At 63.8% G+C, this 19,504-nt stretch carries 18 protein-coding genes; 7 read left to right on the top strand and 11 right to left on the bottom strand.

Translation table 11 applies throughout. The annotated features are described in order from the left end of the window. Positions 1–54 precede the first annotated feature (54 nt). From gspD to gspG, 5 genes are read right to left on the bottom strand one after another with little or no spacing between them, the layout of a single operon-like run. Positions 55–2,412: a type II secretion system secretin GspD gene (gene gspD, locus B0E42_RS18975; RefSeq protein WP_077507031.1), complete on the bottom strand. Its 2,358-nt coding sequence runs from the start codon at positions 2,410–2,412 to the stop codon at positions 55–57. Beyond that, positions 2,409–2,981, bottom strand: coding sequence for a type II secretion system protein GspM (gene gspM / locus B0E42_RS18970; RefSeq protein WP_077507030.1), 573 nt, complete (start codon positions 2,979–2,981; stop codon positions 2,409–2,411). The genes gspD and gspM overlap by 4 nt, the downstream gene beginning before the upstream one ends. Further along, positions 2,974–4,155: a type II secretion system protein GspL gene (gspL, locus tag B0E42_RS18965; protein ID WP_077507029.1), complete on the bottom strand. Its 1,182-nt coding sequence runs from the start codon at positions 4,153–4,155 to the stop codon at positions 2,974–2,976. The genes gspM and gspL overlap by 8 nt, the downstream gene beginning before the upstream one ends. Then, on the bottom strand, positions 4,152–5,138 hold the full coding sequence (gspK, locus tag B0E42_RS18960; protein ID WP_077507028.1) for a type II secretion system minor pseudopilin GspK: 987 nt from the start codon (positions 5,136–5,138) through the stop codon (positions 4,152–4,154). The genes gspL and gspK overlap by 4 nt, the downstream gene beginning before the upstream one ends. Before the next feature lie 8 nt (positions 5,139–5,146). Further along, positions 5,147–5,596, bottom strand: coding sequence for a type II secretion system major pseudopilin GspG (gene gspG / locus B0E42_RS18955; RefSeq protein WP_018614378.1), 450 nt, complete (start codon positions 5,594–5,596; stop codon positions 5,147–5,149). 148 nt (positions 5,597–5,744) lie between these two features. Here gspG and gspI point away from each other — a divergent pair, with 148 nt between their 5' ends. Then, positions 5,745–6,122 (top strand): type II secretion system minor pseudopilin GspI, encoded by a 378-nt coding sequence (gene gspI / locus B0E42_RS18950; RefSeq protein WP_018614376.1) that lies wholly within the window; start codon positions 5,745–5,747, stop codon positions 6,120–6,122. 82 nt (positions 6,123–6,204) lie between these two features. Here the strand turns inward: gspI and B0E42_RS18945 are convergent, their stop codons facing one another. After that, entirely contained in the window at positions 6,205–6,675 is a 471-nt protein-coding gene (locus tag B0E42_RS18945; RefSeq protein WP_018614374.1) for a hypothetical protein, read from the bottom strand. Positions 6,676–6,793: 118 nt separating this feature from the next. Here B0E42_RS18945 and gspH point away from each other — a divergent pair, with 118 nt between their 5' ends. Then, complete coding sequence (gspH, locus tag B0E42_RS18940) at positions 6,794–7,246, top strand: type II secretion system minor pseudopilin GspH (protein ID WP_053179391.1); 453 nt, start codon at positions 6,794–6,796, stop codon at positions 7,244–7,246. Then, positions 7,243–7,854 carry a type II secretion system protein GspJ gene (locus B0E42_RS18935; RefSeq protein ID WP_053179389.1) on the top strand — a complete coding sequence of 204 codons (612 nt, stop codon included), beginning with the start codon at positions 7,243–7,245 and terminating at the stop codon, positions 7,852–7,854. The genes gspH and B0E42_RS18935 overlap by 4 nt, the downstream gene beginning before the upstream one ends. 205 nt (positions 7,855–8,059) lie before the next feature. Here B0E42_RS18935 and B0E42_RS18930 read toward each other — a convergent pair whose 3' ends face one another. Genes B0E42_RS18930 through B0E42_RS18920 form a run of 3 tightly spaced genes read right to left on the bottom strand, consistent with a single transcriptional unit; the run spans position 8,060 to position 10,225 of the window. Beyond that, positions 8,060–9,001: a FecR domain-containing protein gene (locus B0E42_RS18930; RefSeq protein WP_033062964.1), complete on the bottom strand. Its 942-nt coding sequence runs from the start codon at positions 8,999–9,001 to the stop codon at positions 8,060–8,062. Between the two features lie 37 nt (positions 9,002–9,038). Then, positions 9,039–9,584, bottom strand: coding sequence for a sigma-70 family RNA polymerase sigma factor (locus B0E42_RS18925; RefSeq protein ID WP_018614366.1), 546 nt, complete (start codon positions 9,582–9,584; stop codon positions 9,039–9,041). Continuing rightward, positions 9,581–10,225, bottom strand: a complete 645-nt coding sequence (locus tag B0E42_RS18920) for a secretin and TonB N-terminal domain-containing protein (protein WP_018614364.1) — start codon at positions 10,223–10,225, stop codon at positions 9,581–9,583. Before B0E42_RS18920 ends, B0E42_RS18925 begins: the two co-directional genes overlap by 4 nt. 193 nt (positions 10,226–10,418) lie before the next feature. Here B0E42_RS18920 and B0E42_RS18915 point away from each other — a divergent pair, with 193 nt between their 5' ends. After that, positions 10,419–10,769 carry a hypothetical protein gene (locus B0E42_RS18915; protein WP_018614362.1) on the top strand — a complete coding sequence of 117 codons (351 nt, stop codon included), beginning with the start codon at positions 10,419–10,421 and terminating at the stop codon, positions 10,767–10,769. A 126-nt stretch (positions 10,770–10,895) separates the two neighbouring features. Here the strand turns inward: B0E42_RS18915 and B0E42_RS18910 are convergent, their stop codons facing one another. Then, positions 10,896–11,336, bottom strand: a complete 441-nt coding sequence (locus B0E42_RS18910; RefSeq protein WP_053179388.1) for a carboxymuconolactone decarboxylase family protein — start codon at positions 11,334–11,336, stop codon at positions 10,896–10,898. A gap of 194 nt (positions 11,337–11,530) precedes the next feature. On the opposite strand from B0E42_RS18910, the gene B0E42_RS18905 reads away from it, so the two are divergent. From B0E42_RS18905 to B0E42_RS18895, 3 genes are all read left to right on the top strand, one after another. Then, entirely contained in the window at positions 11,531–12,964 is a 1,434-nt protein-coding gene (locus tag B0E42_RS18905) for a PLP-dependent aminotransferase family protein (protein WP_018614358.1), read from the top strand. A gap of 120 nt (positions 12,965–13,084) precedes the next feature. Then, the gene (locus B0E42_RS18900) at positions 13,085–13,366 is read left to right on the top strand and encodes an antibiotic biosynthesis monooxygenase family protein (protein ID WP_053179386.1); all 282 of its coding nucleotides are present in this window, start codon (positions 13,085–13,087) and stop codon (positions 13,364–13,366) included. A gap of 258 nt (positions 13,367–13,624) precedes the next feature. Next, complete coding sequence (locus B0E42_RS18895; protein WP_053179384.1) at positions 13,625–14,029, top strand: cupin domain-containing protein; 405 nt, start codon at positions 13,625–13,627, stop codon at positions 14,027–14,029. A gap of 195 nt (positions 14,030–14,224) precedes the next feature. Here B0E42_RS18895 and B0E42_RS18890 read toward each other — a convergent pair whose 3' ends face one another. Next, on the bottom strand, positions 14,225–19,093 hold the full coding sequence (locus B0E42_RS18890; RefSeq protein WP_018614352.1) for an NAD-glutamate dehydrogenase: 4,869 nt from the start codon (positions 19,091–19,093) through the stop codon (positions 14,225–14,227). Positions 19,094–19,504: the final 411 nt, after the last annotated feature.

Genomic DNA, 19,504 nt, shown 5'->3' with positions numbered 1-19,504 from the left:
TCGATCGGGTCGCCGTCATCGCGAGCAGGCTCGCTCCCACAGGATGGGTGTTCATCAGCGGGCGCCTCCTTCGACCGGCACCGCCTTGATCACCGCCCTGGGCGTTTGCAGGCTCACCGGCGCGGCCCCCGGGATCGCCCGGGCCGAGGCTGGCAGTTGCGGGGCTTGCATGTCCGGCAAGGCCCAGCTGCGCTCCGGTTGCAGCAGGCCCTGGGCGCGACGCATGAAGTCGTAGCGGTTGACGGTGATGCCGCGGCCCGCCGCCGTGTCGCGGATGATGTAGGGCCGCAGGAACACCATCAGGTTGGTCTTGGTGATCTGCCGCCGTTCGTTGCGAAACAGCGCCCCGATCCCGGGGATCGTCGACAGCCACGGCACCGCGTCATTGCTCTGGCTGTAGCCATCCTGCAACAGCCCGCCAAGGACCATGATCTGCCCGTCGTCGAGCAGGATGCTGGTGTCGATGGCGCGCTTGTTGGTGACGATGCCCGTAGTGCTCGAGGCGCGATTGTCGACGCTGCTGACTTCCTGATAGATGTCGAGCTTGACCGTCCCGCCTTCGGAAATCTGCGGCCGGACATTGAGCTTCAAACCCACTTCCTCACGGGTCACGGTCTGGAACGGGTTGTTGCTAGTACCACCGCCGCCGGTGACATAGCTGCCGCTGACGAAGGGGATGGTCTGGCCGACGAAAATGCTCGCCGCTTCGTTGTCCAGGGTCAGCAGGTTCGGCGTCGACAGCACGTTGGTGCCGCCCTTGCTCTTCAAGGCCCGGGCCAGAACCTTGAGGTCGAGGATCTTGCCGATGCCGGGAATGTCCACCGTGCCATTGACCAGGCCGAGGTTCAGGCCCTGGGGCAACACATCGATGCTGGTCTTGCCGTTGAGGTTGAGCGCCGTGCCGCCGAGATTGACCCCGCCGATCACGCCGCTGCCACCGAGGTTGCCGGTCTGCCATTGCACGCCGAATTCGCTGGCGTCGTCCTCGCCGACCTCGACGATCAGGCTCTCGATCACCACCTGGGCCCGGCGCTGGTCCAGCATATCGATGACTTCCCGCAGGTTGCGGTACAGCGGGTCCGGCGCGGAGATCAGCAAGGTGTTGGTGGTGGCGTCGGCCTGGATGGTCACGCCGCCAGCGCTGAAGGCAGTGCTCTGTTCGTTTTTCGTCGAAGCGGAAGTCGCGCCGTTGCTGCCCTGGGCGTAGCCATTGCCGCTGGTCGAAGCACTGCCGCTGGTGGTGCTGGTGCCATCGCCACTGCTGCCCTGCCCGCTCTGGCCGTTGGTGCTGGCGCCCATGCCACTGAGCACCGAGCGCGAGTTGTCGTTGCCCTCGCCTTCGCTTTCCCCGGTGAGCAAGCCGCGCAGGGCCTGGGCCAGTTTGCCGGCCTGGGCGTTGCGCAGGTACACCACATGCAGGTTGCTCGGGTTGTTCTGGGCGTTGTCGAGCTTGTAGATCAGGTTACGCGCCAGCTCCGTGCGCTCGGGGCTGCCGGCGCGGATGATGATGGAGTTGGAGCGCGGGTCGCCGATCACGTTGATCTTCTGGGTCTGGTCGCCGCCCTGGGTTTCCAGCAGGTCAGAGACCATTTGCGCGATGTCGACCGCGATGCCGTTGTGGATCGGTACCACGTCGGTGTCGATGGCGCTGGGGGTGTCGATGCCTTCAATGAGCTGCGCCACCCGCGACAGGTTTTCGGCGTAATCGGTGACGACAATGGTGTTGTTGCCCGGGTAGGCATTGATCGGGTTGTTCGGCGACACGATCGGGCGCAGCACCGGGATCAGGTTCACGGCGTTTTCGTATTGCAGGCGAAAGGTGCGGGTGAGCATGCCGTTGCCGGCCGGTTTGTCGGCGCTGTAGATCGGCCCACCCAGCAGCTTGGCATCGGCCTCCGGCACCACCTGGGCCACGCCGCCGACGTCGACCACGCTGAAGCCTTGCATGCGCAGCGCGGCCAGCAGCATGTCGTAAGCCTGGTGGGCCGGCACCTGGCCTTCGGACACCAGCGTCAGGTTGCCCTTGACCCGCGGGTCCACCAGAAACTGCTGGCCGGTGGAACGGGACAAGGCCCGCACCACCGCCTGGATATCCGCCTCGACGAAATTCAGCGTCACCGGTTGATCGCCCAAAGGCGTACGCGCCGGCGCATTGCTGCGCGGCTCGCGAGCGCGAGCGGTGAGGTCGACCTGATGCCGCACCGCGGGCTTATGTTCACGCAGGTCCTGGGCTCGCTGGCGATCGAGCAATGCATCGCCGCTGCGTTGGGTACTCCCCAACGGAATGCCCAACTCACTGTCCACCAGCAACGGTGGCTGCGACGCGGGTGGCGTGCTGTTGCACGCACTCAACGCGAGCAACAACAGCGGTGCAGCCTTGCGCCAATGACGTGGGTATCTGACCCCTTTCATGAAGCTTCCTTAGCGCCTTGCGCCTGATCCATGCGAACGGTTCCGGACAGTGTGCCGGCGGTGTTGTCGTTGTCGTGGTTGTCGGGATTGGCAAGGGCGGTGCGCTGTAAACGGGCCTCAATCACTTCCAGGGAGAATTGCCGTGGGTTGCCCAATAGCCAGCTGATCACCGCCTCTGCCGGAGCCTTGTCGAACGTGAGCTGCCAAGCCTTGGGCCGCTCGGCGTCGGGCGTTTGCAATTGGTAGTGCTGGCTCAAACCACTGGCGTCCAGGCTCTGGCGCAAGGCGGTTTCAAGGGGCTGGTCGGGTACAGGCCCAGCGACGTCACGCAACAGCACTTCGAGGGCTTCGGTCTGTGAACGCAGCTTCGGGGTTTCGGCTTGCCAGTAGGCGATGGTCTTGAGCGGCGGCTGGATCAGTGCGAGCCAGACCAGGCAGCCGCCCAACACCAGCGCAGCCAGGGCCACGGCGGCCTGTTCGCGCACCGCCAGCCCCTGCCAGAACGTGCGCAAACGCGTGCGATAGGCTTGCCAACGCCCCCACGCCAGTGCCAGAGAATGCTTATTCATCATCGGCGTCCGGGGTTTCGTCGGGGGTGTCCTGGCTGCCCTGGCCGGCTGGTGCCACACGCAGGGTCCAGCCCTGATCGATGGCGGCGACGTCGATGCCGGCCTGGGCCAGGGGGATTTTCCAATCCTCTTCAGCGGTGGTTTTCTGCGCCTCGGTCACGACATTCAGGCGCAACTCACCGTTCTCGAACACCAGCGCCTGGACATTACCGCTCATGAACGGCATGGCGCTGCCCGCCTGTTGCACCAGGCTGGCAAAGCGTTGGGCCGGGTCGGTCGCCGCACCGCTCTGGCGCGCAGCGATTTGCTGACGCGCCTGTTGCAGCGGGTTGAGGATCACCGGCAACTCGGGAAACGCCTGCTTCACCCGCTGGCTCATCTGCGCCTTGAGCCGTTGACCCTGAGCCGCTTCACGGGCGGCGTAGAGGTTCAGCCCAACCACCCACACCACCAGCGCTGTCGCGCAGATCGCCACCGCCCGGCCCCAACCGCCGCGCTCGACGGCGTTGCGTGCAAGGCCGGCATGCAGCCCCCAGCCTGGCGCAGGGCCCATCCAGCGTTGGGTTTCGGCCAAGGTGCTGATCGAAGGTTGCGGCGGCGCCTCGCCCACCCAGTGCAACCCGGGCCCTGTTTCCAGCAACCACTCGTCCAGCGCGTCCTCCTGCAACGGTTGCACCACGGCGTGCTGCAGGCCATGGCGCACCAGCAGATGGTCGTCTTCGATGCAGGCCACCGGCCCCGACAGCACCGGCAAGGCGTAGGCCGCCGGATAGAGGCCGCGCAGCTTCATGCCAGCCTGGTGCACAAGCCGGCCCAGGTTGGCGAGGGATTCACGGTCCAGCCAGGCGATCTGCACCTGCCCGTCAAGGTCACGCGGACTGTGGGCCACCTGCATGTGTTCACTGGCACCGAGCATCAGGGCCTGGGCCGCGCACGTCACAGCCGCGGTGATCCTGGCCGCTGGCAACAACGGCAACTCCAGGCGGGTCAACAAGCTGTCACGCGGATGAAGGAAGCATTCCACCGAAATAGTCTTACCGCCTTGGCCCAACCCCCGCAGGCTGCTGCGGCCCTGCTCGCGAACCTGGCCCTGGCGATCCAGCCAGGCAAATGCCACCTCGCTGTCGAGATCCAGGCTGCCCAGCGGCGCCAGGGCGATGCGCAAGCGCGTCATACGCCCACCCTTGACCAGATCACCTGGGGCAAGCGGTCCTGGGTGCGTTGCAGCAACGCCTCCAGTTCGACCCGCCGTTGTCCGCTGCGTGCCTGGCCTCGCAGGCGGAACCAGTCGCTGGTGATGCCGACCTTGACGCTGGCGGCGTCCAGCTCCGGCATGCGCAGGCGATTGACGAAATCCCCGCGATTGATAAACCAGTGGCCGCCATCACGCTCCCGGACCAGTGCCTCGGCCCGTTGCAGCGACAGCCCCGGCACGTAGGCGGCCAGCACCGGGGCGCTGGCGGTGTTGCCATTAAGCCAGGTGTTGGTCGGCAGGATCGTCACGTAAGGCGCCAGTGTTTCCAGCAACCGCACATTGACGCCCTTGACGCTGCGCAGGTCTTGCAAGGTGCGCAGCATCGGGCGCGTCGGTGCCAGCGGCGTGTTGTCGGCCTGCGGCGAGGTGTCCCGGCCGCTGTCGAAGGTATTGGCCTTCGGCGCTTGGTCCGCCCGCCGCGGATTCAACAGGCGCGGATAAGCCTCGACGACCCTTTCGACGATGCGCGTACGGACCGTCGCGGCCACACCAAGCTGCTCGCACAAGCGTTCGAAGGCGCGCACTTGTTCTTCATCCACACGTTCATTGGCGACGAGGTTGCGCAGGTTGAACTTGCCTTGTTCATCTTCCAGCTGGCCTTCGAACGGCGTGTCGATCTGGCCCGAACCCGGCATCACGATAGGTTTGGCCCAGGGTTGGCCGAAGCGCGTCAGCGGATCGCGCTGGCGGGCGTCCCAGAGCAACTGGCGACTCAGTTGCAGGCCGCCCTGCAACCGCGCCGAGCCCTGGACGCGCAACTGCTCGGCCTCCAGGCTGCGGGTGAACAGGGTCTGGCGGGTCAGCATGCCGCCCGCGATCACCGCCACCACAGCGGCGATCAGCAAGGCACTGATGACCGCCATGCCGCGCTGCTTCGCCGCAAGGGGCGAATCCGTTTGCATCACGCCCCTTACAACTGCCAGGAGCCAATGTCGGCATTCACGCCGTCGCCGTCAGGCTGGCCGTCGGCCCCCAGGGAAAAGATATCGACTTCGCCATTGGCACCGGGGTTGAGGTAGTTATAAGGACGGCCCCAGGGGTCGTTGGGCAGGCGCTCGAGATAGGAACGCCAGGTGCTGTTTTTCGCATCGGCCGGCTTCTCCACCAACACCTTGAGGCCCTGGTTCATGCTCGGGTAACTGCCGTGGTCCAAGCGATAAAGCTTCAAGGCTTGCATCAGGCCGCCAATGTCCTGTTTCGCCGCCGTTGCCCGCGCCTGGTCGGGACGGTCGAGCACCTTGGGCACCACCATCGCCGCCAGGATGCCGAGGATCACCACCACAACCATGATTTCGATCAGGGTGAAACCCCGCTGCCCGCGAGGGCCTTGGGGACGGGCGTTGTAACGGGCGATCTGCATCTCGACGGTCCTTCGCTGGATTCGATTCGAGGCGCAGTGTTGCAAGAAAATATGTCAGTGATATTGAAATTGCTCTGGAGCTTACGTCGTCAATCGGTCACGAACGCGGGCTAACCTTGAAGGCTGCCCTCGCCCCCGAGCCCGCGCCATGCCACGCCCTGCTCCGCAAGCCGGCTTCACCCTGATCGAAGTGTTGGTGGCCCTGGCGATCATCGCCGTGGCCATGTCGGCAGCGGTGCGCGTGGCTGCGGTGATGACCCAGAGCAACGGCCTGCTGCGCGACAAATCCATCGCCCTGCTGGCCGCCCGCAGCCAACTCGCGCAGTTACGTCTGGAAGGCCGTTTTGCCCAAGGCTCGAAAGTGTTCGAGTGCGACCAGGGACGACTGTTGCTGCGCTGCGAACAGACCCTGCGCCCGGCGGAAAATGGCCGGCTGCTGCGGGTTGAACTGAGCGTGTCGGACCGCAGTCGCGAAGCACCGCCGTTGGCTCGCTTGGAGACGTGGGTCAGCCGAGAGAAACCTTGAATAAGCGTGGATGCACACATCACCTGTGGCGAGGGGATTTATCCCCGCTGTGGGAGCAAGGCTTGCCCGCGATGCAGGCGCCTCATTTCCCCGGAGACTGAGTCGTCTTCATCGCGGGCAAGCCTTGCTCCCACAGCGACGGCAAACTCACCGAATCCGGCAACCGAGCCAGGACCAACCGGGTCTGCTCATCGCCACGTTCGATGACCACCGCCTGCGCTTCGATCGCCACCAACCGTATCCCTTGGGCCACCCGTTCACCGACCAGGAAACTGCGCGGCGGTCCATCGTTGAGACTGAGGATCGCCACGGGCGTGTGCGTGCCAGCCATCACACCGCTGACCTTGATGTCCACCGCTGCCGGCTGGTTGGAGAACCATTGCAGCGCCGGGTTATCGGAGCGCTCGGCCATGCGTTGCGGGGCGACATCCGGCGTGCGCGACTCGGCCGACGTGAGCAACAGCGAAGACCAGGTCGCCACCCCGGCCAACGCCGCCAACAACCCCACGGCCTGGACGATTTGCGCCGGGGACACACGCTCGATGAACGCCATGGCCTGAATCTCCTTTTTTGGGTTCCAGCGTCCAGCGTACGCGCCAATTCTCTCCGTTTTATTTCACATCCCTATCATCTTCACCGTGCAGGATGGTCCGCACGCAAAGGAGCGCGCTATGACCCGGGGCAAGCAACGCGGTTTCACCCTGATCGAACTGATGGTGGTGTTGGTGATCATCGGCATCGCCAGCGCCGCCGTGAGCCTGAGCATCAAGCCGGACCCATTGAAGTTGCTGCGTCAGGATGGCGAACGGCTGGTGCAACTGTTGCAACTGGCCCAGACCGAAGCCCGCACCGACGGGCGACCGATTACCTGGCGCTGGGACGCCAAGGGTTTTGGCTTCAGTCGCCGCATCGATCAGGGCGCCGGGCTCGATCGCTTCGAGGATGACCCGCAACTGCATCCACGTCGTTGGCAGAGCCCGTCGATGGAGGTTCGCGTGGAGCCCAGGCAGAAGGTGGTGCTGAATGCCGAATGGCTCGGCGAGCCCTTGCAGATCCGCCTGTCGGACGGCCAGAACAGCCTCAATGTGCAACGCAGCGCCGCCGGACGGGTGCAACTCCAATGAGCGCCCGGCAGACAGGCTTCACCTTGTTGGAGGTGATGGTGGCGATCCTGCTGATGGCGGTGGTCAGCCTGATTGCCTGGCGCGGGCTGGACAGCGTGACCCGTGCCGACAGCCACTTGCAGGCCAGTACCGAACAGACCGAAGCGCTGCTGCGGGTCTTGAACCAACTGGAGCGCGACGTCGCCCTGCGCGCCAGCATCGAACTGAGCGAACCGGTAAAACCCGGCGTCGACGACGAGCCCTCGACGGCCCCGCCCGCCCTCACCGTGCGCAGCACCGAAGGCCGGGGTTTGCGCCTGGACGTGATCCGCGTGGCGGCGGCCCAGGAGGGCGAGTTGCAACGGGTACGCTGGTGGATCAAGGGCGACACGCTTTACCGCGCCCAAGGCCAGGCCCGCAGTCGCTACCCACTGCCCGCACCCGGCCCGGGCGTGGCGGTGCTCAGTGACGTCAGCGACGCCGGACTGCGGTTCTGGGACAAGGAAAAAGGCTGGCGCAAACTCAGCGGCAACCGCCAGGAAAACCCGATGGGCATCGAAATCAGCCTGACCCGCCAGACACCTCAGGGCGTAGAGAAATATCGACAGGTGCTGGGGCCGTTGGAGTAAGCCGAGCGAATACCCCCCCCATGTGGGAGCGGGCTTGCTCGCGAAGAGGCCTGTAGGCTCAATATCAATGTCGACTGTTATGCCGCCTTCGCGAGCAAGCCCGCTCCCACAGGATCTCCGGGTGTTCTCAGATGGTGAGCCCGCCACTAATCCCCTTGTGGGAGCGAGCCAGCTCGCGAAGAGGGCCGCCCAGGCACCACGGGACTCAGCTCAGCACCACCACCCCACCCGGCAATTCGGTGCATTTGGCGCCGTAGGCATCGCGGATCAACAGCGCTACGCCCGCCAGTTGGTCGAGGCGAAACCGCGCCTGGACCTTGCGCTGGCCCAGTTCGCGGTTGAGTAGCAGCAACATGCCTGGCCGATAGCGGTTGATCTCATCAATGACACTGGCCAGGGTCGCGTCGTTGAACACCAGGACCTGCTCACGCCAGGCAATCGCTGCCGACACATCGGCACGCTTGGGAGCACCCACTCGGCCAGGATCGTACGTCAGTTGCATGCCCGGTTCCAGGCGAAACCGCTGGCCTTGCACCTCGACCTGCACCACACCCTCCAGGCAGGTCGCGCAAACGCTCTGGTCGGTGTAGCGGATGTTGAAGCGTGCTCGGGCGGCGCTGATCCAGCCGGCACCGGCCTGGACGCTGACCACCTGCGCACTACGCCCCTGCACTTCAATCTCGCCGCTGAGCAACTCCAGTCCTTGTCCGCCATCGGCCAGCGCGTGGCGGCTGAGGCGGGTCTGGGTGTTGAGCTCCAAGCTGACGCCCTCGGCCAATTCCACTCGGCGCTGTTCGCCGACGTCGGTGACGTAGTCGGCTCCCAACCCGGAAACACCACCGGGCACCGTGGCGCGGATCAACAGCAAAGCCGCCGAAGCCGCGATGGCGCCACCCAACAACGCCCGGCGACCGAAATGCCGGGGCGCCTGCACCGCCGCGACGGCAGGTTGCAGCCCCTGCCACAGCGCCTTGGCCTGTTCGAAGGCCCGGGCATGTTCGGGGCTTTGCCCGCACCACTGGCGCAAGGCCCGGGCATCGGCCACGGTGGCGCGCCCCGAGGTCAGCAGGATCAGCCAATCTCGGGCCTCGCTGGCCAATCGGGCCTGGGGCGTGGCGTCAGGGGAAGCGATGCTGAAGATGTTCAAGCGCACACACACTCACGAAAGGGTCGGGTCTCTACTCTCAAGACGGTTTTCCCGCGCCGGGACCGAACCGCTGAATGACTTTTCTTTCCAGGCGCAGGGCGCAGTGCCCCAGTGCCGCCTTGATTTCCTTCTCCACCATGCGCGTGGAAATACCGAAGCGCTGGGAGATTTCCAGGTGCGGCGCTTCTTCCAGGCGTGCGGCGATGAATATCTTGCGACGGCGCGCCGGCAGTTCATACAAGGCCTTGAGCAGGGTCTGCAGCTCCTTCTGCCCACCCACCACGCGAGCCGGATCCAGCGCTTCATCCGAGACCTGCAGCAATTCCTCGATTTCATCGCCGGTGAGCAGGCGTGCATCGGCCTGCCGGCGGTCGGCGGCGATGTTCAGGGCCATGCGGTACAAATAAGCGTTGGGCTGGGCAATCTCCTGGGTATCGACCATGCGATCGACCCGCAGGTAGGTTTCATGCAACACATCGTTGGCCAGTTCCTCGGAGCCCAGGCGTCTGCGCAGGCGCACCTTGAAATCCTCATACGAGGTGAGGAACAACTTCACCAGCGGGCTGCGACCGGAGTCTTTCATTGCCCGGACACCCCTTCCCCTGCTATGCATTCCATGCTTCTTCCTGATGAGTCGGGTAACAAAAGCAGGGTCACCGGCTGGCGCAACGAGCTGGGCGCCGGGCGGTCGATCCTGAGGTTTTGCAAACTGTTGACCAAGGCCTTGTCCCGCATCACGTCGCCTGTGGAACTGACCAGGCGGCTGTGCTGGACCACGCCGTCCCGGCCGATCCACACTTGCAGCACCGCCCGGAAACTGCCTGGGCGGGTCAACGGTGAACGACACAAATTGCGCTGGATGACCGCCTGGATCGCTGCCGCGTAGTTGCTGTCACTCAAGCCTGGGGTGACGCCGGGAGGCAGCGGCACTTCGCGGACCCGCACCGGCTGCAACGTGAACGCATCCGCCCGGGCATAGTGCGCCGCCAACCCGGTGCCGCTGAGCAACACCCTCAACCCTTCGGAAGGTGTGAACTGCCCCTGGACACCCAGCGTATGACGCTGGCTCGACAACGGGTGGTCCACCAGCACCGCCATGCCCGTCGCCCGGCTGAACTGCTCCAGCGCCGTGGTCAGTTCCTGGGGCGCGATATCCAGGTCCACCAGGCCGGCTGCCTGGATCGGCCCGGCCAGCAGACACAACAACAGCGTCAGCCAGCCCAAGGGCGCCCTGGTCAATCCACGTCCGCGTCCGCCCCCGGCTCTGCCTTGCTGCACGACTGACGTATCCGTTGAAAACCGTCATCCTGAGGGGAGTTTATGAATGTCGTATGACAACTGATACAAATCCCCCGGGCCGCACTAGACTGATGCCCTGACAGCGAACCGTCCGGTGTGACGGGCCAGGAGGTCGATGATGAAACAGTGGATGCGTATGACAGCAGGCCTCGGCCTGCTCATGGCCCTGCCCTGGGCCCAGGGCGAAGAGGCGCCGGCGTGTATCGAGGTGACCGTCGGTGGCTACAAGACCCCCGACTACAACTGCCTGAGCCGGCAGATGGGCAACGACCCGCAGGCTGCAACAGCCACGCAACGGGCCCAGGACGCCATGAATGTGCCCGTCAACGAACGCGCGCCGAACAGCATCGGCCTGGCAACCCCGGCGGCCACTGGCGTGCGCATGGGCAATACATTTGGCACTTCGGTCAAGCCCCAGCGGCCGCCGGCTCCGGCCAGCAATTCGCCGCTGCCCAATGGAAATAAATAGAGGCAAACGACAGACCTGCTCTGTGGGAGCAAAGCTTGCTCGCGATCCAGGCGACACGGTCCGCCAGATTCACCTCATCATCGTTCATCGCGGGCAAGCCTTGCTCCCACAGTTGGCTTTCGCGGATCAGCCACCCGGACTCTGGCGAAAACTCACCGCCAGCCGGTTCCAGCTGTTGATGGTGCTGATCGCCAGGGTCAGGTCCACCAGTTCCTCCTCGCTGAAGCAGGCCCGGGCCTGGGCATAGACGTCGTCCGGTACCTGGCTCTCAGCCAACAGCGTCACCGCCTCGGTCCAGGCCAGGGCGGCGCGTTCGCGGGGCGTGAAAAAACCGCTGTCGCGCCACACCGCCACCGCGTAGAGCCGACGCTCGGTCTCGCCCTGGCGTCGTGCCTCCACCGAATGCATGTCAGTGCAGAAGGCACAGCCATTGAGTTGCGAAGCGCGGATCTTGATCAGGTGCAGCAACGCCGGTTCGATACTCAGGCGACTGGTCAGGGCTTCCAGGCCGATCATGGCTTTCATCGCCCCAGGCGATGCAGTGTAGTAGTCCAGACGCGGGCTCATGGCGGGCTCCGTGGCATTCGAGACCTTCACGGTAGGCCCTGGGACTGGGCAATGACAGGTCCAATTCGGCGAAAAAACCGGAGGCAAGTCCAATGGGCGGGATTTTCCCCACGCAACTTCTATGCAGTCGCACAATGCGGGTAATCTTGCGCCTTTGACGCTGGCCGCCAACAATCGCCCAGGAGCTTGCGGGTATGGAACTTCATGTTGTCATCAACGGCCGCAAGGACCTGTCGAGCCAGTTGTATCAACAATTGCGCAGCGCCATCGAAAGCGGTCGCCTGGCGGCCGGTACGCAACTGCCGCCCAGCCGCCTGCTGGCCGAACAACTGGGGGTCTCGCGCAAGACCGTCTCCGACACCTACGCCCAACTGACCTACGAAAATTTCCTCACCGGTATCATCGGCAAAGGCACCTACGTCAACGCGCGGCCGGCCAGGATCGTACGCAAGCAGAGCCACCGCGAGCTGGCCGGTGCCGACGTCGTCGAGGCCTGGCGCACCATGCCCGACCTGATGCGCCATCCCACCCTCGAAGGGGCGTTGCGCTACGACTTCATCGGTGGCGCCACCGGCAAGGGCCAGTTTCCGCTGGACGACTGGCGGCGCTGCACGGCCCACGCGCTGCGCCAGATCGCCAGTGCCAAGGGCTTCTACAGCCAGCCCGAAGGCCTGCCGTCGCTGCGCAATGCCATTGCCCGGCACATCGCGTTTTCCCGCGGGGTCAATTGCCAGGATGAAGACGTGGTGGTCTGCAACGGCGCGCAGCAGGCCCTGGACCTGATCTCGCGGGTGTTGACCCGTCCCGGCAGCCTGGTGGCCATGGAGGATCCGGGCTATCCGCCGGCGCGGTTGTTGTTCGGCTCCCAGGGCGCCACGGTGGCCGGGGTGCCAGTGGACGAGCAAGGCATGCGGGTCGACCTGATCCCCGATGGCACGCGGTTGATTTATGTGACGCCCTCCCACCAGTTTCCCTTGGGCATGCCCATGAGCCAGGCCCGCCGCGAGGCCCTGCTGGCGCGGGCCTATGAGCTGGGGGCGATCATCATCGAAGACGACTACGACAGCGAATTCCGCTACGAAGGCCGGCCCGCCGATTCGTTGCAGAGCCTGGATGAGCGCGGGATCGTGGCGTACGTCGGCACCTTCTCCAAGACCTTGTTGCCGGAACTGCGGCTCGGCTATGCGATCCTGCCACCAGCGATTCTTGAAGCGGTGATCCTGGCCAAGCGCCTCACAGACCAGCACACCTCGACCCTGCCTCAGTGGGCGCTGGCGAAGTTCATCGCCGAGGGCTGCCTGCTCAAGCACATCCGCCGCTGCCACACCCTGTATGCCGGTCGTCGCGAGCGAATCCTGGCACGCATGGCCGGGGACTTGTCGCCCTGGTTCGAGGCCGTGCCCACCACCGCGGGCTTTCATATGGCGGTGTTGTGCAAGGTCCCCATGGACCTGGCGCTGGTGATCGAACTGGCGAAAAAAGCCGAAGTCGGGCTCTACAGCCTTGATGGCTTTTTCAACGAGGCCCCGGTGCGGCCGGGCCTGTTCTTCGGTTTCGGCGCGATCGAAACCCTGGACATCGACATCGCCCTCGACCGTTTGCGCGACATTCTCCAGCAGGTGGCCTGAAGATTGGACTGGGCATTTATCTGCCCATTGGCTGTTTGAGCCTCGCGCCGACGGGCCTATCCTGCACGGGTGTCATTGATATTGAGCAACCCCCTGCGACTTGATTCAGGAGCCTGAACAATGTCTCGCCAAGTGATCAATACCGTACAGGTGCAAGCCGCCGCCGGTCGCTCGGAAGAACTGGGCCGGCAATTGCAGCAAATCGTCGAGACCCTGCGTGCCCAGCCGGGCTGCGATGCCTACCTGGTCGACCGTTGCCCGGAGGATGGCGACCGCTGGAGCGTCAGCGCCCGCTGGCAGTCGGAAGCGGCCATGCAAGCCCACTTCAACTGCCCGGAAGTGCAAGGCTTCATCAGCCTGATCGACAACCGCCTGGCCCGAAGCGTCGACTTCAACAGCTGACACCCCGCGGCTGTAGGAGCTGCCGAGTGCAACGAGGCTGCGATCTTGCCCAATCCAATTGAGTCTCAAGCGAAAGATCAAAAGATCGCAGCCTTCGGCAGCTCCTACAGAGGGTTACCTTTCAAACTGGATGGATCGCGGTATTGGTCTATCCACCTTCCGAAAGATTGGACGTTTGCTTGTCCTACCGTGGGGCTTAGGGTGAATCCATCGCCGCGACAGCGCGAAATCACTCGAAACCACACAGGCCCTACCTTCATGAAAACACTCTGTCTGATCGCCGCCCTCAGCCTGCTGCCCATGACCCAGACCTACGCCCACGAAGCCGCGCCTTCGGAAAAGGTCACGGTGCTGCAGGAGCAATTGCTGAAAAACGTTCCAGGTAAAAAAACCATGATGCTGACTGTCAACTATGCACCCGGCCAAGCGTCCATTGCCCATAAGCATGAGGGCACAGCCATGGCCTACGTACTGGAAGGCGCCATCACTTCCCAGGTCAAGGGTGAACCGGCGAAGACCTACAAGGCTGGAGAGTTCTGGTATGAAGCGGCGGGGTCCGAGCACCTGGTGTCGAAAAACGCCAGCGCGAGCCAACCGGCGAAACTGCTGGTGTTCATGGTGATGGGTGAGGATGAGGCGGTGTTGATACCGCTGAAAAACTGAGCCGCCAAAACGCGATCCTCCTGTGGGAGCGGGCTTGCTCGCGAAGGCGGTGCATCAGTCGAAGCGTTGTTGGCTGATACACCGCCTTCGCGAGCAAGCCCGCTCCCACAATGTCTCCATTTCAAGCCGAACTGGGCATCAAGACAAAAAAAGCCCCGCATCTCTCAATGCGGGGCTTTTTCATTCAACGCCGGATCAGTTGGCCGTCACGACCGCCTGACCGCTCATTGCCACGTCCAACAGCTCGCGGTTGGCGACCGCGTACATGGCGTAGTCGGTACCGCTGGCAGCACGGATGTCCACCAGCATGGCACGCCAGCGCTCGACCATTTCGTGGTGCTGCTCCAGCCACAGTGCCAGGCGAGTTTCCACGTCCTGGGCGCCATCGCCCTCTTGCAGGACCGAGATGGTGATCGCCCGCTGTTGCCAGTCGACATCATCACGGAACGCTTCACGGGCCAGTGCCTGCCAGTTGTTTTCCACCGGCAGTGCGCTGATCTGTTGCAGGTACCAGGTGATGTCCAGGGCGCTGCCCACGGCGAAGTAAGCCTTGGCCACATCGGCGGCGTTCTGGCCAGTGACGTCGGCCGCCTCGATGATCGGCAACAAGGTGTACAGGTGCGTGGTGCCGGCAACCATGCGCGCCAGCAGTTCCGGCACACCAGCGGCCACGTAGGCCTGGTAGCGGGTCTGCCAGCCTTCGCGGGTCGGACCTTCCAGCAGTTCGTCGAGCTTGAGGCCCAACGCGGCCAGGTGCGGACCGAAGTGCGCGACGTCACGGGCAGCGTTCTGCTCGTTGCGGCGGCTGCGCAGGAACCAGCGCGTGGCGCGACGACCCAGGCGCATCAACTCGTCCATCAGCTCCAGTTGCACGTCGGCCGAGACCTGGTGGTCCAGGGCTTCGATCTGACGGAACCAGTGCGGGAGGTGGAAGATATCCCGAACGATGACATACGCACCCGCCACGTTCGCCGGGCTCATGCCCGTCGACTCCTTGAGCCGCTGAACGAAGGTGATGCCCATGTGGTTGACCAGGTCGTTGGCGATCTGGGTGCTGACGATCTCGCGCTTGAGGCGATGGCGACGCATGGCCTCGGAGAACTGGCTCACCAGCGTCGGCGGGAAAGCCGTCTCCATGTCACGGGTCAGGTAATCGTCGTCCGGTACCAGGGAGTTGAGCAGCGCTTCCTTGAGGTCGATCTTGCTGTAGGAGATCAGCACCGACAGTTCGGCACGGGTCAGGCCATGGCCTGCCGCGACGCGCTCGTTGATCGCCTCTTCAGCCGGCAGGAACTCGATGGCGCGATCCAGCTTGCCGCGGCCTTCCAGATCGTTCATCAGGCGCTTGTATTCGGCGATCCGCACGAAGGCACGGCGCGCCGCCAGGGACAGGGCCTGGGTCTGCTTGTAGTTGTTGCCCAACACCAGGCTACCGACTTCGTCGGTCATGCTCGCCAGCAACTGGTTGCGTTGCTTATCGGTCATGTCGCCGGCCTGCACCACTTCGTTGAGCAGGATCTTGATGTTCACTTCGTGGTCGGAGCAGTCCACGCCGCCCGCGTTGTCGATGAAGTCGGTGTTGGAACCGCCGCCATTGAGGCCGAACTCGACGCGACCCAGTTGGGTCATGCCCAGGTTGCCGCCCTCGCCCACGACCTTGCAGCGCAGTTCGTTGCCGTTCACGCGCAGTGCATCGTTGGCCTTGTCGCCGACATCGGCGTGGCTTTCAGTGCTGGCCTTGACGTAGGTGCCGATACCGCCGTTCCACAACAGATCCACTGGCGCCTTGAGCAAGGCGTTGAGCAGCTCGGTCGGGGTCAGCTTGTCGGCCTTGATGTCGAAGCGTTCTTTCATCTGTGGCGAGATGGCGATGCTTTTCGCGCTGCGCGAGAAGATACCGCCGCCTTCGGACATGATGCTGGCGTCGTAGTCGCTCCAGGCCGAACGCGGCAGGTCGAACAGGCGCTGGCGCTCGGCAAAGCTGCTGGCCGGCTCCGGGTTCGGGTCGATGAAGATGTGCAGGTGGTTGAAGGCCGCGACCAGTTGCAGCTTGTCGGACATCAACAAGCCGTTGCCGAACACGTCGCCGGCCATGTCGCCAACGCCCACCACGGTGATGCTGTCTTCCTGGACATTGATGCCGCGCTCGCGGAAGTGGCGCTGCACGCCGACCCACGCGCCCTTGGCGGTGATGCCCATTTTCTTGTGGTCGTAGCCAGCCGAACCGCCGGAGGCGAACGCATCGCCCAGCCAGAAGCCATAGTCGATGGCGATGCCGTTGGCGATGTCGGAGAAGGTCGCAGTGCCCTTGTCCGCCGCCACCACCAGGTACGGGTCATCGTCGTCATGACGCACGACGTTGGCCGGCGGTACCAGCGCGCCGTCCTTCAGGTTGTCGGTGATGTCCAACAGGCCCGAGATGAAGATGCGGTAGCAGGCGATGCCCTCGGCCGCGATCTCGTCCCGGCTGCCGCCCAACGGCAGGCGACGTGGCAGGAAACCACCCTTGGCGCCCACCGGCACGATCACCGAGTTCTTCACTTGCTGGGCTTTTACCAGGCCCAGCACTTCGGTGCGGTAGTCTTCTTCACGGTCGGACCAGCGCAGGCCGCCGCGGGCAACGTTGCCGAAGCGCAGGTGCACGCCTTCAACCCGTGGCGAGTAGACGAAGATCTCGAACTTGGGCACCGGTTTCGGCAGTTCCGGGATCAGGTGCGGGTTGAACTTGAAGCTGAAGTAGGACTTGTTCTGGCCGTTGGCGTCGGTCTGGTAGAAGTTGGTCCGCAGGGTGGCCTTGATCAGGTCCAGGTAGCGACGCAGGATGCGGTCTTCGTTGAGCACCTGGACGTCGTCCAGGGCCGAGAGAATCGCTTGCTCCAGGCGCAGCTGCTTGTCTTCCAGGTCATCGCCAGTGAGTTTGCGCGCCAGGTAGAAGCGGGTCTTGAACAACCGGGTCAACTCGCGAGCGATGTCGGTGTGGTTGTTCAGGGTGCTGGCGATGTAACCCAGGTCGAAGCCCAGGCGGATCTGCTTCAGGTAACGGGCATAGGCACGCAGCAGCGCCACGTCGCGCCATGGCAGGCCGGCGGTCAGTACCAGGCGGTTGAACGCATCGTTCTCGGCATCGCCACGCACGATGTGGACGAAGGCGTCCTGCAAGGTGTCGTTGAGTTGCTGGATATCCAGGTCCAGGCCTTCGGCGGCGGTGAACGCGAAATCATGAATCCAGAACTCGCGGCCGTTGGTGTGGCGCAGGCGGTACGGGAACTCGCCCAGCACGCGCAGGCCGAGGTTTTCCAGGATCGGCAGCACGTCGGACAACGCCAGCGGCGTGTCGGCGTGATACAGCTTGCAGTGCAGCTCACGCTGGCCGGAGACCTGGCCCAGCGGTTGGTAGAAGCTCATGACCAGCGGGTTTTTTTCGTTCAGGCTCAGCAGGTGCTGCATGTCGACCACGGCCGAATGCGCGGCAAAGCGCTCGCGGTAGCCGGCCGGGAAGCCTTTCGGGAAATCCGACAGCACGTTGGTGCCCTGGGCTTCGCCGAAGCTTTCGACCACCAGGCTGGCGTAGTCGTCCTTCCAGCTGCGGCAGGCCTGCACGACTTCTTTTTCCAGCAAGACCGGATCGATGTCGAGACGGTTCTTCGGGTCCACTCGCAGGATCAACTGCACGCGGGCCAACACGGATTCGGAGAAGAAGGTCCAGAACTCGCAGTCCGAGGCCTTCAGGCGATCCATCAGCACTTGCTGGATCTTCTGGCGCACTTCGGTGGAGTAGATGTCACGCGGCACGTAGGCCAGGCAGTAGCAGAAACGGCCATACGGGTCTTTGCGCAGGAACACGCGGATCTTGTTGCGTTCCTGGATCTGCACGATGGACATGACGGTGCTGAACAGCTCGTCCACCGGGGTCTGGAACAGGTCGTCACGGGGCAGCACTTCGACCACCTGGGCCAGTTCCTTGCCCAGGTGCGCCTTGGCCTGGAAGCCCGAGCGACGCTCGATTTCCGCGACCTTGCGGCGGATGTACGGGATGACCCGCACGCTCTCGCCATACACCGAAGAGGTGTACAGGCCCATGAAGCGGCATTCCTTGATGACCTTGCCGTCGGCGTCGATTTCACGGATCGACACGTAGTCCGGGTAGGCCGGACGGTGTACGCGGCTCGGGTGTGCGGCCTTGGCGAACGACAGCGGCGTTGGTTCGCGCAGGTAATTGACGGCGTAGTCTTCGATGCGCAGGTCTTCGGCGGTCAGGCCGGCGCGCAGCAATTTGGTCAGGCCGAGGAACGAATCGGGGTTGTATTCGATGTGGCCACCATCGGCCTCATCGCGAACCACGAACTCTTCGTAGCCCAGGAAGGTGAAGTGGTTACCCACCAGCCATTCCAGGAAGCTCTTGATCTCGCTCTTTTCATCAGCGTCGATGGCGTAGGCGCTGCTGTCCAGGCTGTCGAGGATTTCCTGGACCTTGGCTTTCATCGGTTCGAAGTCAGCCACGGCCACGCGCACTTCGCCCAGCACTTGCTCAAGTTCCTTGCTCAGGACGTTGAGTTCGGCGGCGTTGGCGCAGCGGTCGATCTCCAAGTACATCAACGACTCTTGCAGGATGCCGTCGCCCTGGGTGCCTTTTGGCAGGATTTCCAGCAACTCGCCCTTGCTGCCGCGACGCACGCTCAGCACGGTGGTTTGCAGGGTATGGATGCTGTAGCCACGACGGTTCAGCTCGGTGCGGACCGAGTCCACCAGGAATGGCAGGTCGTGGTGCAGCACTTCCACGGCCGTGTGGGTCGACTGCCAGCCGTGGCGTTCGTAATCGGGGTTGTAGACGCGCACCTGCGGTTGCGTGTGGTCGAAGCGCTCAAGCAGGCGCCAAGCAGACAGGGTGCAGCCGGCAAGGTCGGACAACCGGCGCTGGGTAAGTTCATCGAGGGAAATAATGCCGAAGAATTGTTCAGCGAACAGCGCCACTTGTGGCAGTGCCTGTTCACTGATGTGCTGCGCCAGTGCCGCTTGCAGTTGGTGCTGGAAGTCGGCTTTGCTGGCTGCGGTGAAGAACGCCATCTGTGGTACTCCGCTTGGGCTTGTTATTGATTGAAGCGTCGCGTGCAACCCCTGCGGGGTTGTCGGCCATCCCGTTCCTGATTCTCGGGCAGAGGAAACAGGATGACAGGTGGATGAAGCTGGACAGGACCGGCAGGTCACATCCTTTTCCATGTAATTTCATGTCATGGACACCTGCAAAAACCACTCCGGGGTGGTCTTTGCAGGTGCACATCCGTTGCGCAGCTTAACGAGTGCGACAATGTGCCTGCTTGCAGCGCTGCGACATATTCGGTCATCGGCAAGCTAAACCGCCGGTGCGCACCGAACAACCCTAGCAGGCTGGGGACCAAACGGCACCCCAAGGCGGTAAACCTGCAGAAAATCCTTCAGGCTGGCAGAATCCACTTTTCGCACCCCGCAGGTGCACTC

This window comes from Pseudomonas sp. A25(2017) (assembly GCF_002001065.1).
GTDB classification, from domain to species: domain Bacteria; phylum Pseudomonadota; class Gammaproteobacteria; order Pseudomonadales; family Pseudomonadaceae; genus Aquipseudomonas; species Aquipseudomonas kilonensis.
Note: the sequence above shows the minus strand (reverse complement) of the source record. Positions and strands in the feature narration are given on the sequence as shown.